Here is a 17,757-nt window from a genome sequence, read left to right as displayed (position 1 = left end):
TCGCCGCTTTCGCTTAGCGGACCAGCAGCACCGGCACATGCACGGTGCGGATCATCGCCGTGGTCGTGCTACCCACCACCAGGCTGCGCAGCGGGGAATGGCCGTAAGCGCCCATCACCAGCAAGCCGTTAGGCAGCTCTTCCATATACGCGCCGATCACGGCTTCCGCCGATCCATCGCGCAGCGCCAGGGTCGGCTCTTTTTCGTCGAGGCGCATGGCGGCTTCGTCCAGCCGGCTTTGATGCTTGGCGTCGTCCGGTCCGGCCACCACCACATGCACCGGAAGCCCGGTGAACAGCGGAGACTTCGCCACCGCATCGAGCGCCGCCTTGGCCGCCGCGCTGCCGTCATAGGCCAGCACCACGCTTTCCGGCGCCTTCACCTTGCGGCAGGCGATCAACACCGGTTTGACGCTGGCCCGCACCACGCGCTCGATCTGCGAGCCGATATGATCGGCGGCGAATTCGTGCGAGGCGCCGCGCTTGCCCACCACCACCAGATTGGCATCCGCCTCGCATTCGGTGATGGTGTCGACGATGCCGCCATGGCGGTGCAGCTTCTCGATGTCGGTCACGCCCGCCTTTTGCAGCGCATCTTCGGCCGTTGCCAGCAGCACGCGGCCCTTCTTGATGGCGAGCTTGCCCTCCGCCTCGTCGATCCGGGTCAGCTCCTCCAGCAGCTCGCTCTTCACGCCAAGCCCGATAGCGCCGCTGAGATCGTGGCGCGCCGCCACCGCATCCTTGCGCTGCACCACGTGCAGAAGATCGACCGAGGCGTTGAGCCGGGTCGCCGCCCAGGCGGTCAGCTCGCAAACGCTGGTCGCGTAGGACGATGCGTCGATGCAGGCGAGTATCCGTTTCATTTGGCCCCCTAATGCCCGGCCGGCTGGCTCTCGCCGCCCGGCTTATCATGGGTGGCGAATTTATCGACCATGGTGGCGCTGGCCTCGTTCAGCCCCACCACCTCGACGCTCGCCCCTTCGCGGCGGAACTTATGCACCGCTTCGTCCAGCGTGCCTACCGCCGAGATATCCCAGAAATGCGCCGCCGAGACATCGATAACGACCTTATCCAACACTTCCTTGAAATCGAACGCGTCGACAAAGCGCTCGGTGGAGGCGAAGAACACCTGTCCGACGATGCGATAGGTGCGGCAGGTGCCATCCGGCGACAGCTCCGAGCTCACCGTGAACAGGCCGCGTACCTTGCTGGCGAAGAACAGCCCGCTGAGTAGAACGCCCGCCAGCACGCCCTGCGCCAGATCGTGGGTCCAGACCACGACGATGACGGTGACCACCATCACCACCGAAGACTGCCAGGGATGGCGCTTCAGATCCTTGATCGACTTCCAGCTGAACGTGCCGATGGAGACCATGATCATCACCGCCACCAGCGAAGGCATCGGGATCTGGCTGACCAGCGGCCCCAGCACCACGATCAGGAACAGCAGGAAGGCGCCGGCGACGAAGGTCGAGAGCCGGGTGCTGCCGCCGGATTTCACGTTGATCACCGACTGGCCGATCATGGCGCAGCCGCCCATCCCGCCGAAAAACCCGGTGACGAAATTGGCGATGCCCTGGCCCTTGCACTCGCGCCGCTTATCGCTCGGCGTGTCGGTCAGATCGTCGACGATCTGCGCCGTCAGAAGCGATTCAAGCAGGCCAACCGCCGCCATCGTCAGCGAATACGGAAAGATGATGCGCAAGGTCTCGAAGGTGAGCGGCACGTCGGGCAGTGCGAAGGACGGCAGCGCATCGGGAAGCTGCCCCATATCGCCGACAGTGTTCACCTCCAGCCCCAAATAGATCGAGATCACCGTCAGCACGATGATGGCGATCAGCGGCGAGGGCACCATCTTGGTCACATAGGGGAACAGGTAGATGATCGCCAGGCCGCCGGCGACCATGGGGTAGGTCAGCCAATGCACCCCGATGAGCTGCGGGAATTGCGCCATGAAGATCAGGATCGCCAGCGCGTTGACGAAGCCGGTGACCACCGATCGCGAGACGTATTGCATCAGAAGATCGAGGCGCAGAAAACCGGCGATCACCTGAATGATGCCCATCAGGATGGTCGCGGCGAACAGATATTGCACCCCGTGATCGCGCACCAGCGGCACCACGAGAACCGCCACCGAGGCGGTCGCCGCCGAGATCATGCCGGGACGCCCGCCGACCAGAGAGATGATCACGGCGATGGAGAAGGAGGCGTAGAGACCGACCTTGGGATCGACCCCGGCGATGATCGAAAACCCGATGGCTTCCGGAATCAGCGCCAGCGCCACCACGATACCGGCAAGGATATCGCCGCGCGGATTGGCCAGCCATTCACTGCGCAGTGAGGCGAGAGAAAACATGCGTCAAACCTGAGGGGAGCGGCAATCCAGCGTCCGGCCTCCGGCCGAACCTTGCGTCATGCGCAAGGGGTGCTCCGCGATTGTCGTTATCCGAGGGATAGGCGCCCGGCCAAGCCACCCGGCCTGCAAAAGGCCCGGTCCGATGAAGCTTTGCCACTTAGCGGAGAAGAGTTTTGCCTCGCAAGTGCAACCTCCGCCCTGCGACGACACTACGCGCTAAATCCTAGACATCGCGCCATGTGGAGAAGGTCGCCGCTTGGCCGCGATAGATGCCGGCTTCGTCGAAGAGCTGCCAGATCAGCCCGTCCTCGATGAAAAAGCGGCGGCCCGACTTGGCGATGCGGACGCCACGATAGCCGGTGACGAAGCCGTCCTGCGTCACCGCATCAAGCAGACGCTGACGCTCGGCCCGCTCCTGCGGCTCGGCGGAAAGCCGCGATGGCAGCCCGACGATCTCCTCCCAGCCATATTCGAAGCAGCGTTGCGCGGCCTTGTTGGCATAGACGAAATGCGGATCGGCTTGCGTGTCATGCGCCAGCACCGCAAACGGCGCCGCGTCGTAGAGCCATGCCGGCCCCTGCCCCGGCGCCACCAGCGGACGCCCGACCAGCCGCGCATAGCTTCCGGTGAGAAGCGCGAAGAAGTCGGGATCGCATCGCTCCCGCTGCGTATCGGCCATGTTTCGATCCAAATTGTTTCGATCCAAATTGCTTCGATCCAAATCGCCTCGATCCAATTATCTCGCCCGGTTCCGCGCGCCGCCTAGAGGCGCGGGGTGGACTAGGCCGCGGGCCCTTGCGGCAGCTCCGGCCAATCCTCAGCCAACGCCGCCTCCAGCCAATTGGCAAGGTCGGTGACGATCGTCTCCACCATCATCTCGCCGTCCTCGGCGGAGGAGTCCGCCGGGCTGCCGACAACGCCGGTCGGCGTGGTCGCCGGCATGGCATAGGAGAAATGCGTGCCCGGGGTCACGTCCGGCACGTCGAAAGCATGCTCCATGCGAACCATTTCGGGGCGCAGATGCAGCAGGATCGAGGTCTCGCCGCGATTGGCGTGGATATCGGCGCCGTCGCGGAAATAGAGCTCGGCAACACGCGGCGAGATATCCCACAGCCCCATCGTGGCGAAGCGCCCTTCCGGAAACTCGTAGCGAAGCTGCAGGATGGCGCTGCGCAACGGCGCATCGTTGGTGCCGTGGCCGGACAGGAACAGCAGCTTCTTGAGCCCGTTCGCCATGGCCCAGCGTCCGAGTTCCACCATCGCCTGGATCATCGTTCCCGGATGCAGCGAGAACGTGCCGGGCCATTGATCCGTATGGCCGAGCGAGCAGCCATAGGCAAACCCCGGCAGCACCAGAACATTGGCCCTCTCACCCGCCATCTGCGCCAGCGTCTCGGACGAGATCGTATCGCAGCCGCAAGCCAAATGCGGCCCGTGCTGCTCCGTCGCGCCGACCGGCAAGACGGCGAGATCCCGTCCCTCGGCGATCATCGCCCCCACCTCGTCGCTCGTCATCAGATCCCACCGCGCCATAACTGCCTCATTCGTTGCTTTCGGGCCAAAACTCTCAGGCCTTCCAAGGTGCAATGCCTGTGCCACAGCGCCCCTGTTGGAATCCGGCGAGAACCACCCCCTCACCAGCACAATATGTTTGTTAATTGATCGATTAATGAGCAAACGGCGCACAATCTTTGCGCCCTTCCCGAGAGAGCTCGAAAATCGCAGTTTTGCGCGGAGAACGGACAAGTCGGCGGAAACCAACGGATATCGCGTCTCCGCGCCGCGCTTCCAACTGCTGGCCCCGATTTTGCAGCCTGCTTGCGACATCAGACACAGCAAGAGTCGAGGAAACGAATGAATCCGAACACCCCAGAACGCGTCCGCGAGGTCCGCCAACAATTGGAGGCGGCCGGCGTCCAATACTGCTTCGCCACCTATGTCGATGTGCATGGCGTGCCGAAAGCCAAAGCCGTGCCTCTGACAAGCTTCGAGAAGATGTGCAGCGGCTCCGAACTGTTCACCGTGGGCGCCATGGACGGCATGGGGCTGATCGGGCCGGAGAAGGACGAATGCGCCGCCGTGCCCGATCTCGACAGCTTGACGATCCTGCCCTGGGACAAGCGCTACGCCTGGTTCGCCTCCGACCTCTGGTATCACGGCGAGCCTTACGCCAATTGCAGCCGGGTCATCCTCAAGAAGGCCTTGGCGAAGGCAAAGCAGGCCGGCTACGGCATGAATCTCGGCGTGGAGACGGAGTTCTATGTCTTCCGCCCCGGCGAGGACGGCCCCGTGCCTTTACCCGAGCGCCAGTTCAAGGGGCCTTGCCCCGCCTATGACGTGAACCAGACGATGCAGTCGATGAGTTTTCTCGACCGCATGGTGCAGGCGATGAATGCGCTGGGCTGGAGCGTCTATTCCTTCGACGCCGAAGGCGGCAGCGGCCAATACGAGCTCGATTTTGCCTATGCCGACGCCCTGACCATGTGCGACCGGCTCGTCTTCTTCCGCTTCATGGCGAAAGCCATCGCCCAGGAGCTGGGGCTGATCGCCAGCTTCATGCCGAAACCCTATGCCGGCGACTTCCGCTCGGGCGCCCATTTCAACATGTCGCTTTACGACAGCGAGAGCGGCGACAACCTGTTCGCAGGCGATGGCAGCGCCATGGCGGAAAAATACGGTATCCCCTTCCCGGATCTCGGCTATCACTTCGTCTCCGGCCTCTTGGCCCATGCCAGCGCGCTGACCGCCGTTACCTGCCCGTCCTTCAATTCCTATAAGGGACTGCTAGCGCAGGGCCAGATGGCCGATATGAGCTGGGCGCCGGTGCTGCGGGCCTACGGCAAGAACAACCGCTCCGCCATGCTGCGCCTGCCGATGAACCGGCCCTGCGTGGAAAACCGCGCGCCGGATATCTCCTGCAATTTCTATCTCGGCACCGCGATGTCGCTGATGGCGGGTCTGGAAGGGATCGCGCAGGCGGCCGATCCCGGCGAGCCGATGAACGACAATCTCTATCTCCGCCGCGGCAAGCCGACGGCATCCGACGTGTTCCAGACTCAGGACGGCACCGTCCGCCGTCTGCCGCGCACCCTGCTCGAAGCGCTGCAGGCTTTCGAGACCGATCCGATCGCGCTCGCCACCTTCGGCGAGGAGATGCGCGACATCTATCTGTCCTGGAAGCTCGGCGAGTGGGAGCGCGACTACTACATCGTGGACGCTCCCGAGCGCGAGCGCATGCTCGAGGCGATCTAAGCGCTGAAGGTCGGCCCTACCGGGCGCCGCAAACGCCAGGTGCGCAACAAAACAGGAAGGGGCGGCGCGCCGAACGCACCGCCCCTTTTCCTTCTCAAAATTCCGTCGCTGTTAGAGCGGCGTGGCTACTCCCAGCGCTGGCCCTCGCAAGACGCGGTGAGGATTTCCACCCCGTCGGCATGGACGACGATATTCTCCTCGTAATTCGCCGCGCCGACACCGGGGCGCCCGACCAGGGCCTCGATCGCCAGGGTCATGTTCTCTTCGACCATCGTGGGATCGTCCTCGCAGATCCACGGCGCATCGATACCGAGCCCGAGGGAATGGCCGAAGCAGGGGAACATGCTGCTGAAGGCGTTGCTCTCGTCGGCGGAGGATTTGTGATTGGCAAAGCCGTGATCGTCGAGCCATTTGGAGCCGCTCGCATAGAGATCGCCGAAGGTCGTCTCGCCCGGCCTGATGCCGTCGATGATGTGATGGATCAGCGTCTTGCTGCCTTCCAGCAGCTCGCGCTGGGCATCGCTCGGCTTGCCGCCGACCACGGTGGAGCGGGCGAAATCGGTGTAATAGGCATCGACCGGGCCCCACTGATCGCAATGCACCAGATCGCCTTCCTCCATGGGCCGGGTCACGTTCCAATGGGGAATGCCCGAGCTGCCCATATAGTTTGAAGCGAACGGCCCCGAAGCGATGGCGATATCCTGCTGGGTGCCGCCATTGGCCGCCAGCACGCGCAAGCCCTCGCCCACCGCATCGCCTTCCGTGTTGCCGGCGACGATGGCGGACATGGTGGCCTCCATCCACTTCACGCCGACGCCCGCCGCATGGCGCATCAGCGCGATTTCGGCAGGGCTCTTGATCAACCGCATGCGCTCCAGGATGTCGTCCGCCGGAACGAAATCGATCTTGTCGTTGCCGGCCCGCGCTTCCATACGCCGCCAAGCGCTCATCAGAAACGACATGCCGCCGACCAGACCGATCGGCTTGTTCAGGAGATCCATCTCGCGCAGCACGTCGGCGGTGGAGACGGTGATATCCGGCACGCAGCGCACATCGCTCACCTTGATGCGGTCTTCCGGATCGTCGACGTAATCGGTGATCAGCACCGGATCGCCCTCGACAGGCAGGATCAGCGCGCCGTGGCCGCGGCTCGCCCAGCTCACCCGGTCCGGCACCACGGGAAACAGCGAGTGGAAGTTGGTGAGGTAATAGAGATCGCCATAAGCCTCCACGGTGTGGCCGCTGCGCGACCAGATCACCAGAGCCTCGAGCCCCTTCTCCTTGGCCTTGGCGCGGGCAATCTCGCGGCGCTGTTCGAATTCTTGGTCGGGGATCTGCGGACCGGGCATGGTCTACTCCTTGGCTAACGTTGAAAGGGCGAAGGTTGGAAATTCGGCGGCGCCGGAAACGGGCCGCGCATGGCTTCGATGCCGCCGGCAATGGCGAGCAGCCGTTCGTCTTGGTAGGGGCGCCCGACGATCTGCATCCCCATCGGCAGGCCCGAAGGCGTCAGCCCGATGGGCAGCGACAGCACCGGCAGGTTCGACAGCATGTTGAACGGGTGGGTCATGTCGAAAGCGCAGAACTTGCCGTCTTCGGTGTCCGCCTCGTAATCGGTCTCCGGCGCATCGACAGGCGGCGCCTCCACCGCATTGGTCGGGCAGAGCAGCGCATCGCAGCTCTCCAAGATCGCGCCGAGCTGCAGGCTCATCTCCTTGCGCAAGATGCCGACCCGCATCAGATCCAGCGCCGAGAGTGCCCGCCCCTCCTCGATGCAGGCGGCAAGCGTCGGGTCCATCTGGGCGCGCTGCTCGGGCGTTTGCCCGGTCGGGAACAGCGCCAGCAGCGCGTTCCAATGCTTGATCCACTCGTCATAGACCGCGCGGGTCCAGGGAAGATCGACCTCGACGATCTCCGCGCCGGCACGGGCGAGTTCGTCGGCGGTGTTCTGCAGCGCGTCCGAGACCTCCGGCTGCACTGCGCAATAGCCAAGATCGTGAGACAGCGCGAAGCGCAAACCTTGGAGCGGCGCCGGCGCGGTATCCGCCAGGCGGAAATCGCGCGTTTGCGACAAAAGATCGGCCGGATGGCCCCCAGCGCCTGCGGCGACGAACAGGGCGGCATCGGCGACGCAAGAGGCGAGCGGCCCGAAATGGGAAATGGTATCGACCCCGGTCGGGAGAATGCTCATCGGCGTCCGCCCCAGGCTCGGCTTGAACCCGACAACGCCGGACGCGCCGGCCGGAATGCGCACCGAGCCGCCCATATCGGTGCCCTCGCCGAGCGGCACCACGCCGGTCGCCACCGCCACCGCGGAGCCGCCGGAGGACCCGCCCGGCGTGCGGCTGGTATCCCAGGGATTGCGCGTTGGCCCATAGCGGGGCGAACGGGTGAAGCTGGAGAAGGCGAATTCCGGCGTGGTGGTCTTGCCGATGACGATGGCGCCTTGCGCCTTCAGCCGCTGCACGATCACGGCATCGTGGTCGGTGATCCCCTCGCCAGTGGTCAGCGAGCCGAGCGTGGTCGGATGCCCCGCTGTCGGCGTCATATCCTTGATCACGATGGGGACGCCATGCAGCAGCCCGGCGTCCGCCGGCGCTCCCGAGCCGTCGATCCACCGCGCCGCCGCAAGCGCTTCCTCATCCAACAGGATGGTGAAGGCGTTGAGCCTCTCCTGCACCGGTTTTGCGCGCTCCAACGCGGCAGAGACGACCGCCTCGCAAGAGGTCTCTCCGACAAGGATCGCCTCTCGAATTTCGGATGCGCTTTGCAAGCTCGACAGCCTCATGCCGCCCGTAAGGCGGGTGCTCCGATTAACCGATACCGAGCATGCAGCTTGGGTTGCACCGACCTTGCAGGCAATCGTGACAAACGTCATGGCTCGCCACCGGCCAGAAAGCCGTCTTTCGGGGCGCCGGCACCCGTATTAAGCTTGGCGCCCGAAAGGCCTTAAAGATGCAGCGGAGCGGAAAATTGCGCCTGCTAGAACGCCGGCTGAAGGAGATCGACCGGGACGGCGACAGCCTCTCCGGCCGGCCTGCGCCCGCATTGGCGCCGGAGTTCGACGGGCTGTTCGAAAGTCTCGGCGAAGTCGCCGAGGCGGTCGGCAGCGCGCGCTTCTATCCGGCGATGGCCGAATGCGTCGCTAAGAGCTTCCGTGCCGACCGCTATCTCGCCATCCGCTATGCGCGCTTCTCCCGCCCGGAGTTCCTGGTCAATGCCTCGATGACCGAGGCGGCGACCGAGGATTATCTTCGGAGCTATTACCGCATCGATCCCCTGCTGCGCATGGTGCGGACGGGCGTTGAGCGCAACGTGCTCACCTTCGACCAGCTGCGCCGGAGCGGCACCGATACGCTCTATTACGAGGCGATGTACCGGACCGCCGAGATCCTCGACGAGCTGGTCATCCTGCTGCCCACCGTCGGCGGCATCTGGACTGCCATCTGCGTCGACCGGGCCGAGACCCTGTTCGACGAGCGCGAGATCGACATCGCCGAACGGCTCTACCCGCTGCTTTCCAAGCTGCATGGCCTGCATGTCGAGCGCTGCGTGTTCGGCTGGCGCGGCGGCTATCTCGACGACAGCCAGATCGCCTTCATGATGATCGACACCGAGGGCCATGTCGCCTTGCGCAATGCGCTGTGGAAGAGCCGCGTGAGCGAGGCCCGCGAAGAGCGCATCCGCTCCCTCGCCGAGGCGCAAGCCAGCGGCTGCGAGAAGCTCGACGAAGGCCTCGTCGTGCATTGGGAGACCCTCGACCAGCAAAACGCCGTCGCGCCCGGCGGCAAGGCCTATCTGCTTGAGGAGCCCTCCCCCGGCTATGTCGATCTGGCCGAGAACGAGCTGGTGGAAAAATTCGCCGAGATCCACCAGCTCACCCCGAAGGAGAAGGAGATCGTCACCCGCCTCCTGAAGGGCCAGCCGCCGGCGCTGATCGCCGAGCAGATGGGGCTGACAAGCGGCACCGTGCGCAATCACAAGCACCGGCTCTACAACAAGCTCGACATCACCACCGAGCGCGAGCTGTTCCGCCTGTTCTTCGACCTGATCATCGCCAACCGCTAAGCTGCGGCTGCGCGCTCAAACCGCCAGTCGCTCTAGCACGAAATCGGCGCGGGTCCCGACATCGGATTTCGGCAGAATCACGGCCTCATAACCGAGCGCCGGATAGATTTTCAGCAGCCGCTCGTACTCGGCGATTCCCGCCTCCAGATCGTGGCGGCGATCCTCGTCGGTGACGTAAATCTCCGGCCAGGGCGGCGTGAGGAAGACCTGTCTGTTGTAGCGATTGTCTTGCGCCAGCGCCTCGAGCGCCGGCTCGCCAGTGACGTGCTGCAGCGCAGCCGCCGCATCGATCAGCCCGCGATCGAAAAACACCCAGGAAACTCGCATTTCATTGGCCGCCCGGTCGGCCAGCGCCATCTCCATGGCGCGCCGGGCGAAGGCGGCCATGTCGACCCAAGGCAAGGCCGCGCCATCTTTTGCCGTTTCCTCGGCGATGATCCGCCGGCCCGGCTCCTCGACAACCGCGTAGCCCCGCCGCGAAAGCTCGGCGAGCAGCGTGGACTTGCCGCCGCCGGAGCAGCCGGAGATGACGACGAAACGATCCATGTCAGATGAACGCGGGATCGCGGGCAGCGCCTAGCGCGTCGGCGAGGGCGCGTCCCCGAGATCCAGCTTTCCCTCCTCCGCTTTGAAATAATATTGCGAACTGACCAGCCAGCCTTTGAGCGGCCGTAACGGAGGGATGCAGGTGAGCAGTAAGATCGGCAGCGAGGTGAACAGATGGACCCAATACGGCGCCGTGTAGGCCGCCTCGATCCACACGGCAAACGCGACCGCCGGGATGCAGCCGAAGCACATCACGAAGAAGGCGGGACCGTCCGCCGGGTCCGCGAAGGAATAATCCAAGCCGCACACCTCGCACTTGTCGCGCAAGGTGAGGAAGCCCTTGAAAAGATGTCCCTTGCCGCAACACGGACAGCGCCCGCGGATTCCCGTCCAGATCGGAGAGAGCGGCGGATATTCGGAAGTCTCGGACATCTTGGATACCTCATAGAGGGATGAGCCCGGCCCGAAAGCCGAGCCGGCGCGGAACGCGAAGCAAGGCTAATTGAAGCTGTGAAGCCGCAGCTTGAAGCTGCCGTCTGTCTGCATCTTAGAGACATGGGTGGCGAAAGCGTCGCCAACAACGGGCATGCCGTCGCAGACCGCAAAATCCGCCGTTCGCGCGAAGGCGAAGGGCCGCGCCGCAAAGCCGCGCAAGGAAATCCGCATCGTTTCCTCCATACGTTCTTTTGCATATTCTTTTGCCACTATCGGTAGCACAGGCGTCATCGGCTGAGGCGCGACAGGCTGCCCCAGGGCGCGACGCAGGGACACGGAAAACCGGCCTTTTCCGCCGCCTTTCCACAATTCCACTTCATTCTCGCGCCAGACTCCGCCTGCCGAGGATCGAAACTGCAAGGACATGCCCAAGGAACCGTCCCAAGGAACCGCCCGATGTATTCCCGACGCGCTTTCCTGAGCGCCGCCGCCCTCGCCACCGGCGGTCTTGCGCTCGTCACCCGCACGCCGCGCGCTTTCGCCCAGATCATCGAGGATGGCGAGATGCCCGCCCCGCCAACCGAGCCGCCGAGCCAAGCCTTGCGCACCCGCCCGATTCCCTCGACCGGCCAAGAGCTGCCGGTGATCGGCGGCGGCACCTCCGGCGCCTACAATGTGCAGATCGGCTCGCCGGAATTCGAACGGCTGAAAGAGACCATCAAGATCTTCTTCAATGGCGGCGCCACCGTGTTCGACACCTCGCCCAATTACGGCAATGCCGATGCCGCGCTCGGCGCCCTGCTGGAAGACGGCGGCTACCGGGATCGCTGCTTCCTCGCCACCAAGATCGCCGCCGACAGCCGCGAGGAGGCCGAGGCGCAATGGGCCGGCAGCCTGAAGACGCTGCGTACCGATCATGTCGAGCTGCTGCAGGTGCATAACTTGCGCGACTGGCGCACCCAACTCGCCTATGCCCGCGAGCTGAAGGCGCAAGGCCTCACCAAATATGTCGGCATCACGCATTATCTGGAGAGCGGCCATGAGGAGATGGCCGAGATCATGCGAAACGAGCCGCTCGACTTCATCCAGATCAATTATTCGGTGAATGCGCCGCAAGCGGGCCAGACGCTACTTCCCCTCGCCCGGATGAAGGAGGTCGGCGTTCTGATCAACCGCGCCTTCGACGACGGACGCCTATTCGCCAAGGTGAAGGACCGGCCCTTGCCCGATTGGGCGCCCGAGGTGGAGACGACGAGCTGGGCGCAGATCTTCCTCAAATTCGCCATCAGCCATCCGGCCGTCACCGCGGTGATCCCGGCGACCAGCAAGCCGAAGCATCAGGCCGATAATCTCCATGCCGGCATCGGCCCCTTGCTGAGCGCCGCGCAGCAGCAAGAGCTGACCGCCGCCTTCGCGTAAAGCCCCGATGCCGCAATCCCGCAGCGCCGCCGCACGCCTCATCGCGCGCCTCTTCAATGTCGAGCCTGGCGAAACTCCGGCCGTTGCCGGGGGTCTTGCCATGTTCTTCCTCCTGTTCACCGGCTATTTCATGCTGCGCCCGGTGCGCGAGACCATGGGCGTCGCGGGCGGGGTGGAGAACCTGCAATGGCTGTTCACCGGCACGTTTATCGCCACGCTGATCGCCATGCCGCTGTTCGGCTGGCTCGCCTCGAAAGCCTCGCGCCGCCGCATTCTCCCCTGGGCCTACGGCTTCTTCGTCCTGAACCTGCTCAGCTTCGCCGCCGCGCTCGTCCTTCGGCCCGACGATATCTGGACCGCCCGCGCCTTCTATATCTGGCTGTCGGTGTTCAACCTGCTGGCCATCTCCCTGGCCTGGAGCGTGCTCGCCGATATCTTCGTCACGGCGGAGGCGAAGCGGCTCTTCGCACTGATTGCCGGCGGGGCCAGTCTCGGCGGGCTGACGGGGCCGATCCTCGGCACGCTTCTGGTCGCCCCGCTCGGCCATAGCGGCCTGCTGGTGCTCTCCGCCCTGCTGCTCGCCGGCAGTGCGATCGCAGGCGTTGCGCTCTATCGCTGGCGCGACGCTCATCCGGTCCCTGCGGCGCTGCAAGCGCAGAACGATAGCCGCCGCCCCCTCGGCGGCAACCCGTTCGCCGGGGCGACGGAGGTCTTCCGCTCGCCCTATCTCGCGGGCATCGCCCTGTTCGTGGTGCTGCTGGCCAGCGTCTCGACCTTCCTCTATTTCGAGCAGGCCCGGCTGGTTTCCGAGACCTTCCCCGATCCGACGCGCCAGACACAGGTGTTCGGGCTGATCGACACGGTGGTGCAGACCCTCTCGATCCTCACGCAAATCTTCTTCACCGGCCGCATCGCCAAATCCCTCGGTATCGGCGTGCTGCTGGTCGGCGTGCCGCTGCTGATGGCCTGCGGCTTTCTCTGGCTTGCCCTGTCGCCGGTCTTCGCCGTCTTCGTGGTGGTGATGATCGCCCGCCGCGCCGGCGAATACGCCCTGGTGCGGCCGGGCCGCGAGATGCTCTACACCGTCGTCGCGCCGGTGGAGAAGTACAAGGCCAAGAACTTCATCGACACGGTGATCTATCGCGGCGGCGATGCGGTGAGCGGCTGGGTGAAGCGCGGCCTCGATATCGTCGGCGATCCGTCCCTCGCCATGATGATCGGTGCCGGCGTCGCGCTGACCTGGGCCGGCGTCGGCTACGGGCTCGGCCGGGCCGAGAAGCGCCGCGAGGCAGCTCTCGGCGGAGACCCGTCCGGCTAGTCAGGCCGCCTTGCCGCTCGCAAGGAGACCGCCGAAACGGCGCTGCCGGGTTTCGAATTCGTCGAGCGCGGCGGCGAGTTCGTCGGGGCCGAAATCCGGCCACATGCAATCGGTGAACAGCAGCTCCGCGTAAGCGCATTCCCAGAGCAGGAAGTCGCTGAGCCGCTTCTCGCCGCCGGTGCGGATCAGAAGATCGACATCCGGCGCGCCGTCCCCTGTCACCAGCCGCGCGAAGGCTTCGCGCGTGGTGCCCCGCTCGGCCTGAGCCGCCGCTGCGAGGATCGCATCGCGCGCCGAGTAATCGACGGCCACGCGAAGATGCAGCCGGGAGCCCTTGGCCGTGGCGCGCTCGGCCCAGTCGATCCGCTCGCGCAAATTCGCCGGCAGACGCTCGCGGCGCCCGATGAAGGAGAGCCGCACGCCTTGGCCCTGCAGCGCGCCAAGCTCGCGGTCGAGATGGCCCTGCAGCAGATTCATCAACACCGCGATTTCCGGCTTCGGCCGCCGCCAGTTGTCGCTGGAGAAGGCGTAGAGGGTCAGCATGCCGATGCCGGCCTTTCCGGCAGCCTCGACGATCCCCCGCACCGCCTGCACGCCGGCCCGGTGTCCTCGGCTACGCGGAAGCCCTTTGCGCTCGGCCCAGCGTCCGTTGCCGTCCATGATGATCCCGACATGAATTCTGTCCTGCAGTGCACTTTGCATTGTAAAGTCTCCTGGCAAAAAAAGAGGCGCTCAAGCGCCTCGGGGATTGAGAAGCGGATCGCGATCGGAGATTTCGGCGACATCGGCCGCATCGCGCACCACGCGTTCCAGCTCGGCGAGATAGTCGAGGAAGCGCGCCCTGCCCTCACCGGTCAGCCGGCAGGTGGTCAGCGGCCGCTTGCCCTCGAAGCTCTTGTCGATGCGCACCAGCCCGGTCTCCTCCAGCACTTGCAGATGCCGCGAGAGATTGCCGTCGGTGAGACCGCAAAGCCGTTTCAGATCGGCAAAGCTGAGCCCCTTGGGATGGCCGATCAGCGAGGTCATGATGCCGAGCCGCGCCTTCTCGTGGATCACCCGGTCGAGCCCGTCATAGGAATATGGGGCATTCGTCTCACGCGTCATCGAGGTCTCCGGACGTCTTGTAGATAATCGCGGCAAGCAGCAGCTGGCCGACGGCGAAGGGAAGCCCCATCATCCAGGGCGAAAGCGCCGGCCCGCTTGCCGCCCACATCAGGACGGCGCAGCCGGCGACGAAATACCAGGCGGCAGCGACTGCCACCGTCCGCGGCAAAGACGGCACGGCGGCGAACAGGCCAAGGCTGACCAGGATCGACCACAGGCCCGGCAGCATCCACACATGGTCGGGCGCGAAACGCCATAGGATCGCGCCGAGCGCGGTGCCCGCGGCGCCTGCAGGCAGGAACTGATGCACCGCGTTGAGGATCATGGAGTCGGCGAGGCCGCCATGCTCTTGGCGCGAGCGGACGATCATCTCCGCCCCGATCAGCACACCGCTGATCGCCGCCACGACGATCCAGGCCGAGAAGAACAGGAACGGCACATCCAGCGGATCGGTCAGGAACAGGCTCTGGCAGATCGCCGTGAGCAGCGCCATCAGCCCGCTGAGCCCGAGCGCCGCCGGGCCGAGCCCGCGAAAGGTGGTGCTCGCCGCAACCTTGCTGCGGATATCGGCGATGTCGGACAAGGCTTTCTCGTAATCGCGCATCTGCCCCTCTCTCGTGTCCTCTAAAGAACTTTATAATGCAAAGTAAGCATGTCTGCAAAGTAGATGCAAGCGCAAATAGGCAAAGCGCAAACAGGCAAGACGGCGAACGGCGCCCTGCCGTGACCGCAACAGCCGGGCATGAAAATGTGCACGTCTTCGATGCTGAGTGGGGAAGTGCGGCCTCGGCGACGGGAGCCATCCCGACCGGCACAAGCAGCGAGCCTTCCGGAAGAAACTCAAATTATCCGCGATTTCCAGGGGGAATACAGCACGGACCGCAGCGAAAAAATCAAAGTTGTGGCAAATCCGGACCGCAACTCTCTCGTGGCAAAAGCGACGGGCAAACCTCCGATAGCGTGGACAGAACGCCCCGCTTTATGAGAAGACCCACAGCCGGACGCGAGCCAGGGCGGGCACGCTATCGAACGAGCCATCGGGCGGGCTCTATCCGGCAAACCCGCGCGCAAGGGGCTGCAACCCGGCCTCCGGCTACATATCTGTCTGCCACGCTCATAGTGCGGAGCCGGCCCACGGGGGATCGGCCCCGTACGATCCGCCCTCACCGCCGCCTCCCGGCCGGGAAATTTTGAAGCGAAAGCGAATTTATGGAATCGAGCATCTGGCTCTGGGTTGCCTTCAATCTTTTCGTTCTGGGGCTGCTTGCCCTCGATCTCGGCGTGCTTCACCGCGAGCCGCGGCAAATCAAGGTCGGCGAAGCCATTCGCCTCAGCCTGTTCTATGTGGTGCTGGCGCTGATTTTCAGCGCCGGGCTGTTCTGGCTGCGCGGGCCCGAGGACGGCATCGATTTCCTCACCGGCTACTTCGTCGAGAAGTCGCTGAGCGTCGACAATATCTTCGTCATCGTGCTGCTCTTCACCTATTTCCAGGTGCCGCCGCAATATCAGCACCGGGTGCTGTTCTGGGGCATCTTGGGCGCGCTGGTGATGCGTGGGCTGCTGATCTTCGCCGGCGTACAGCTGATCCATCAATTCGCCTGGATGGCGCTATTGTTCGGCGCTTTCCTCATCGTCACCGGCATCAAGATGCTGGTGGTGGCCGAGCAGGAACCGGACCTTGAGAACAACATCATTCTGAAGGCCGTCCGCCGCCGCGTCCGCCTCACCGACGGCTATCGGGGCAAGCATTTCTTCTTGCGCGAGAACGGGCTGCTTTTCGCCACGCCGCTGTTCCTCGTACTGGTGATGATCGAGGTGACCGACCTGATCTTCGCCGTCGATTCCATTCCGGCGATCATCGCCATCACCACCGACCCGTTCATCGTCTACACCTCCAACGTCTTCGCCATCCTCGGCCTGCGCGCGCTGTATTTCGCACTGGCCGGCATCGTCCCCCGCTTCATCTATCTGAAGTACGGTCTGGCCCTGGTGCTGCTGGTGATCGGCTTCAAAATGATCGCCAATTATTTCTATGGCGGGAAATTCATCCCCACGGAGATGGCGCTGCTGGCCACCGTGCTACTGATCGGCGGCTCCATTATCGTCTCGCTGATCAAGACACGCGGCCAGCTGGTCGAGCCGCAGACCCTGCCCACCGGCTGGATCCCGGGCAGCGGCGTGAAAGAAGAAGCCGAGCCGGAGCCGGCGGAGAAGGCGCAGCAGGAGAAGAAATAGCCGGTAGCAGCAAATCGCGAGCGGCGCCTAATCTTCTAAAGGCGAAGAGCTCTGCCGCGCCGTCCTGGCCGCGATTGCCTTCACCACCGCCGCCATATCCTGATCGCTCAGCCCCAGCGCGGCGGTTTCCTGATAGAGAGAATGGCTGGCATCGAGCAGCGGCGAGGCGACGCCTGCGGAACGCGCCGCATCGAACACCAAGCCGGAATTCTTCAGCACATCGGCGATCGCCGCCTGAACCGTGAAATCCTCATCCAGCAGCTTCTGCAGCTTGCCCTTGGAAATCGCGCTTCCCATCGGCCCGGCATTCAGCACCTCGGTGAATTGCGCCAGGTCCACGCCGAGATGCGTCGCGAGGTGAAAGGATTCCGCCAGTGCCGTCACCGTGGCGATCAGATAGAGATTGACCGAGAGCTTCATCGCCAGTGCCGACGGCACCGCGCCGCATTCCACCACCTTGGCGCTCATGGAGGAAAGCAGCGGCCGAACCTTCGCGACCGCATCAGCCTCCCCCGCCACCATGGCGACCAGCGTGCCCTCCTCCGCCGGCTTGCGCGAGCCGGAGACCGGCGCCTCGACATACCGCCCGCCAGCCTCTGCAATCTCCGCCGCCAGCGCCGCGGAATAGCCGGTGGAGCTTGTCCCCATATTGACGACGACGCGGCCGGAAACGTTTTGCGCAAAGCCCGGCGTGCCCCGGCCCAAGACCGCGTCGGTCGCCGCATCGTCCACCATCATCAAGAAGACGATGGACGACTTCTCGAACACCTCTTCGGCGCGAGCGGCAACCTCAGCCCCTGCCGCACGAAGCGGCGCGCATTTTTCCGCCGTCTGGTTCCAGACGATCAGCATCTCCCCGGCCGCCGCAAGATGAGAGGCCAGGTTCAGAGCCATGGGCTGGCCCATCACGCCGAGCCCGATAAAACCTATGCTCAAGATGCCCTCCCCTCGATCGCGCGCCGAACGACGCCGGAAGCAATCCGTATGCGTCCTATCTTACGAAAGGTCCGCATTGCCCCCCAACC

18 protein-coding genes and 1 other annotated feature are annotated in these 17,757 nt (G+C 64.4%); of the genes, 5 read left to right on the top strand and 13 right to left on the bottom strand.

Going from position 1 to position 17,757, the window contains the following annotated elements; translation table 11 throughout:
* Positions 1-13: 13 nt before the first annotated feature.
* From HT051_RS07100 to HT051_RS07085, 4 genes are all read right to left on the bottom strand, one after another.
* Positions 14-862, bottom strand: coding sequence for a universal stress protein (locus HT051_RS07100; protein WP_174541391.1), 849 nt, complete (start codon positions 860-862; stop codon positions 14-16).
* Positions 863-870: 8 nt separating this feature from the next.
* Positions 871-2,355: a SulP family inorganic anion transporter gene (locus HT051_RS07095; protein WP_174541390.1), complete on the bottom strand. Its 1,485-nt coding sequence runs from the start codon at positions 2,353-2,355 to the stop codon at positions 871-873.
* 84 nt (positions 2,356-2,439) lie between these two features.
* Positions 2,440-2,499: a sequence feature (sul1 is cis-regulatory element that is thought to sense ions involved in sulfur or methionine metabolism; They are found in Alphaproteobacteria), on the bottom strand.
* 79 nt (positions 2,500-2,578) lie between these two features.
* Entirely contained in the window at positions 2,579-3,034 is a 456-nt protein-coding gene (locus tag HT051_RS07090; RefSeq protein ID WP_174541389.1) for an MEKHLA domain-containing protein, read from the bottom strand.
* A 101-nt stretch (positions 3,035-3,135) separates the two neighbouring features.
* Entirely contained in the window at positions 3,136-3,888 is a 753-nt protein-coding gene (locus HT051_RS07085) for a creatininase family protein (RefSeq protein WP_246810210.1), read from the bottom strand.
* A gap of 321 nt (positions 3,889-4,209) precedes the next feature.
* On the opposite strand from HT051_RS07085, the gene HT051_RS07080 reads away from it, so the two are divergent.
* The gene (locus tag HT051_RS07080; RefSeq protein WP_174541388.1) at positions 4,210-5,607 is read left to right on the top strand and encodes a glutamine synthetase; all 1,398 of its coding nucleotides are present in this window, start codon (positions 4,210-4,212) and stop codon (positions 5,605-5,607) included.
* A gap of 125 nt (positions 5,608-5,732) precedes the next feature.
* On the opposite strand, the gene HT051_RS07075 is transcribed toward HT051_RS07080, so the two are convergent.
* Positions 5,733-6,956 (bottom strand): Xaa-Pro peptidase family protein, encoded by a 1,224-nt coding sequence (locus HT051_RS07075; RefSeq protein WP_174541387.1) that lies wholly within the window; start codon positions 6,954-6,956, stop codon positions 5,733-5,735.
* 14 nt (positions 6,957-6,970) lie between these two features.
* The gene (locus HT051_RS07070; RefSeq protein ID WP_174541386.1) at positions 6,971-8,380 is read right to left on the bottom strand and encodes an amidase; all 1,410 of its coding nucleotides are present in this window, start codon (positions 8,378-8,380) and stop codon (positions 6,971-6,973) included.
* Between the two features lie 200 nt (positions 8,381-8,580).
* Here HT051_RS07070 and HT051_RS07065 point away from each other — a divergent pair, with 200 nt between their 5' ends.
* Complete coding sequence (locus tag HT051_RS07065; RefSeq protein WP_208454402.1) at positions 8,581-9,675, top strand: helix-turn-helix transcriptional regulator; 1,095 nt, start codon at positions 8,581-8,583, stop codon at positions 9,673-9,675.
* A gap of 15 nt (positions 9,676-9,690) precedes the next feature.
* Here HT051_RS07065 and HT051_RS07060 read toward each other — a convergent pair whose 3' ends face one another.
* The 3 genes from HT051_RS07060 to HT051_RS07050 form a co-directional block, all read right to left on the bottom strand.
* Positions 9,691-10,221: an AAA family ATPase gene (locus tag HT051_RS07060; RefSeq protein WP_174541384.1), complete on the bottom strand. Its 531-nt coding sequence runs from the start codon at positions 10,219-10,221 to the stop codon at positions 9,691-9,693.
* A 30-nt stretch (positions 10,222-10,251) separates the two neighbouring features.
* Positions 10,252-10,653, bottom strand: coding sequence for a DUF983 domain-containing protein (locus HT051_RS07055; RefSeq protein WP_174541383.1), 402 nt, complete (start codon positions 10,651-10,653; stop codon positions 10,252-10,254).
* Between the two features lie 66 nt (positions 10,654-10,719).
* Positions 10,720-11,082, bottom strand: coding sequence for a hypothetical protein (locus HT051_RS07050; RefSeq protein WP_174541382.1), 363 nt, complete (start codon positions 11,080-11,082; stop codon positions 10,720-10,722).
* A gap of 30 nt (positions 11,083-11,112) precedes the next feature.
* Between HT051_RS07050 and HT051_RS07045 the strand changes: the two genes are divergently transcribed.
* Positions 11,113-12,075 (top strand): aldo/keto reductase, encoded by a 963-nt coding sequence (locus HT051_RS07045; protein WP_174541381.1) that lies wholly within the window; start codon positions 11,113-11,115, stop codon positions 12,073-12,075.
* 7 nt (positions 12,076-12,082) lie between these two features.
* A complete protein-coding gene (locus tag HT051_RS07040) occupies positions 12,083-13,393 on the top strand; it encodes an NTP/NDP exchange transporter (protein WP_174541380.1) in 1,311 nt (436 codons plus the stop codon).
* Here HT051_RS07040 and HT051_RS07035 read toward each other — a convergent pair whose 3' ends face one another.
* From HT051_RS07035 to HT051_RS07025, 3 genes are read right to left on the bottom strand one after another with little or no spacing between them, the layout of a single operon-like run.
* On the bottom strand, positions 13,394-14,095 hold the full coding sequence (locus HT051_RS07035) for a di-trans,poly-cis-decaprenylcistransferase (RefSeq protein WP_174541379.1): 702 nt from the start codon (positions 14,093-14,095) through the stop codon (positions 13,394-13,396).
* Between the two features lie 30 nt (positions 14,096-14,125).
* The gene (locus tag HT051_RS07030; RefSeq protein ID WP_174541378.1) at positions 14,126-14,497 is read right to left on the bottom strand and encodes a transcriptional regulator; all 372 of its coding nucleotides are present in this window, start codon (positions 14,495-14,497) and stop codon (positions 14,126-14,128) included.
* Positions 14,487-15,101, bottom strand: coding sequence for a hypothetical protein (locus HT051_RS07025; RefSeq protein WP_174541377.1), 615 nt, complete (start codon positions 15,099-15,101; stop codon positions 14,487-14,489). The genes HT051_RS07030 and HT051_RS07025 overlap by 11 nt, the downstream gene beginning before the upstream one ends.
* Before the next feature lie 605 nt (positions 15,102-15,706).
* Here HT051_RS07025 and HT051_RS07020 point away from each other — a divergent pair.
* Positions 15,707-16,732, top strand: coding sequence for a TerC family protein (locus tag HT051_RS07020; RefSeq protein WP_174541376.1), 1,026 nt, complete (start codon positions 15,707-15,709; stop codon positions 16,730-16,732).
* Between the two features lie 27 nt (positions 16,733-16,759).
* Here HT051_RS07020 and HT051_RS07015 read toward each other — a convergent pair whose 3' ends face one another.
* Positions 16,760-17,668, bottom strand: a complete 909-nt coding sequence (locus HT051_RS07015; RefSeq protein WP_174541375.1) for an NAD(P)-dependent oxidoreductase — start codon at positions 17,666-17,668, stop codon at positions 16,760-16,762.
* Between the last annotated feature and the right edge of the window lie 89 nt (positions 17,669-17,757).

The organism is Methyloligella sp. GL2, from assembly GCF_013341275.1.
Classification (GTDB): Bacteria; Pseudomonadota; Alphaproteobacteria; order Rhizobiales; family Methyloligellaceae; genus Methyloligella.
The sequence above is the reverse complement of the archived record's forward strand: the minus strand, read 5'-3'. Positions and strand labels throughout refer to the sequence as shown.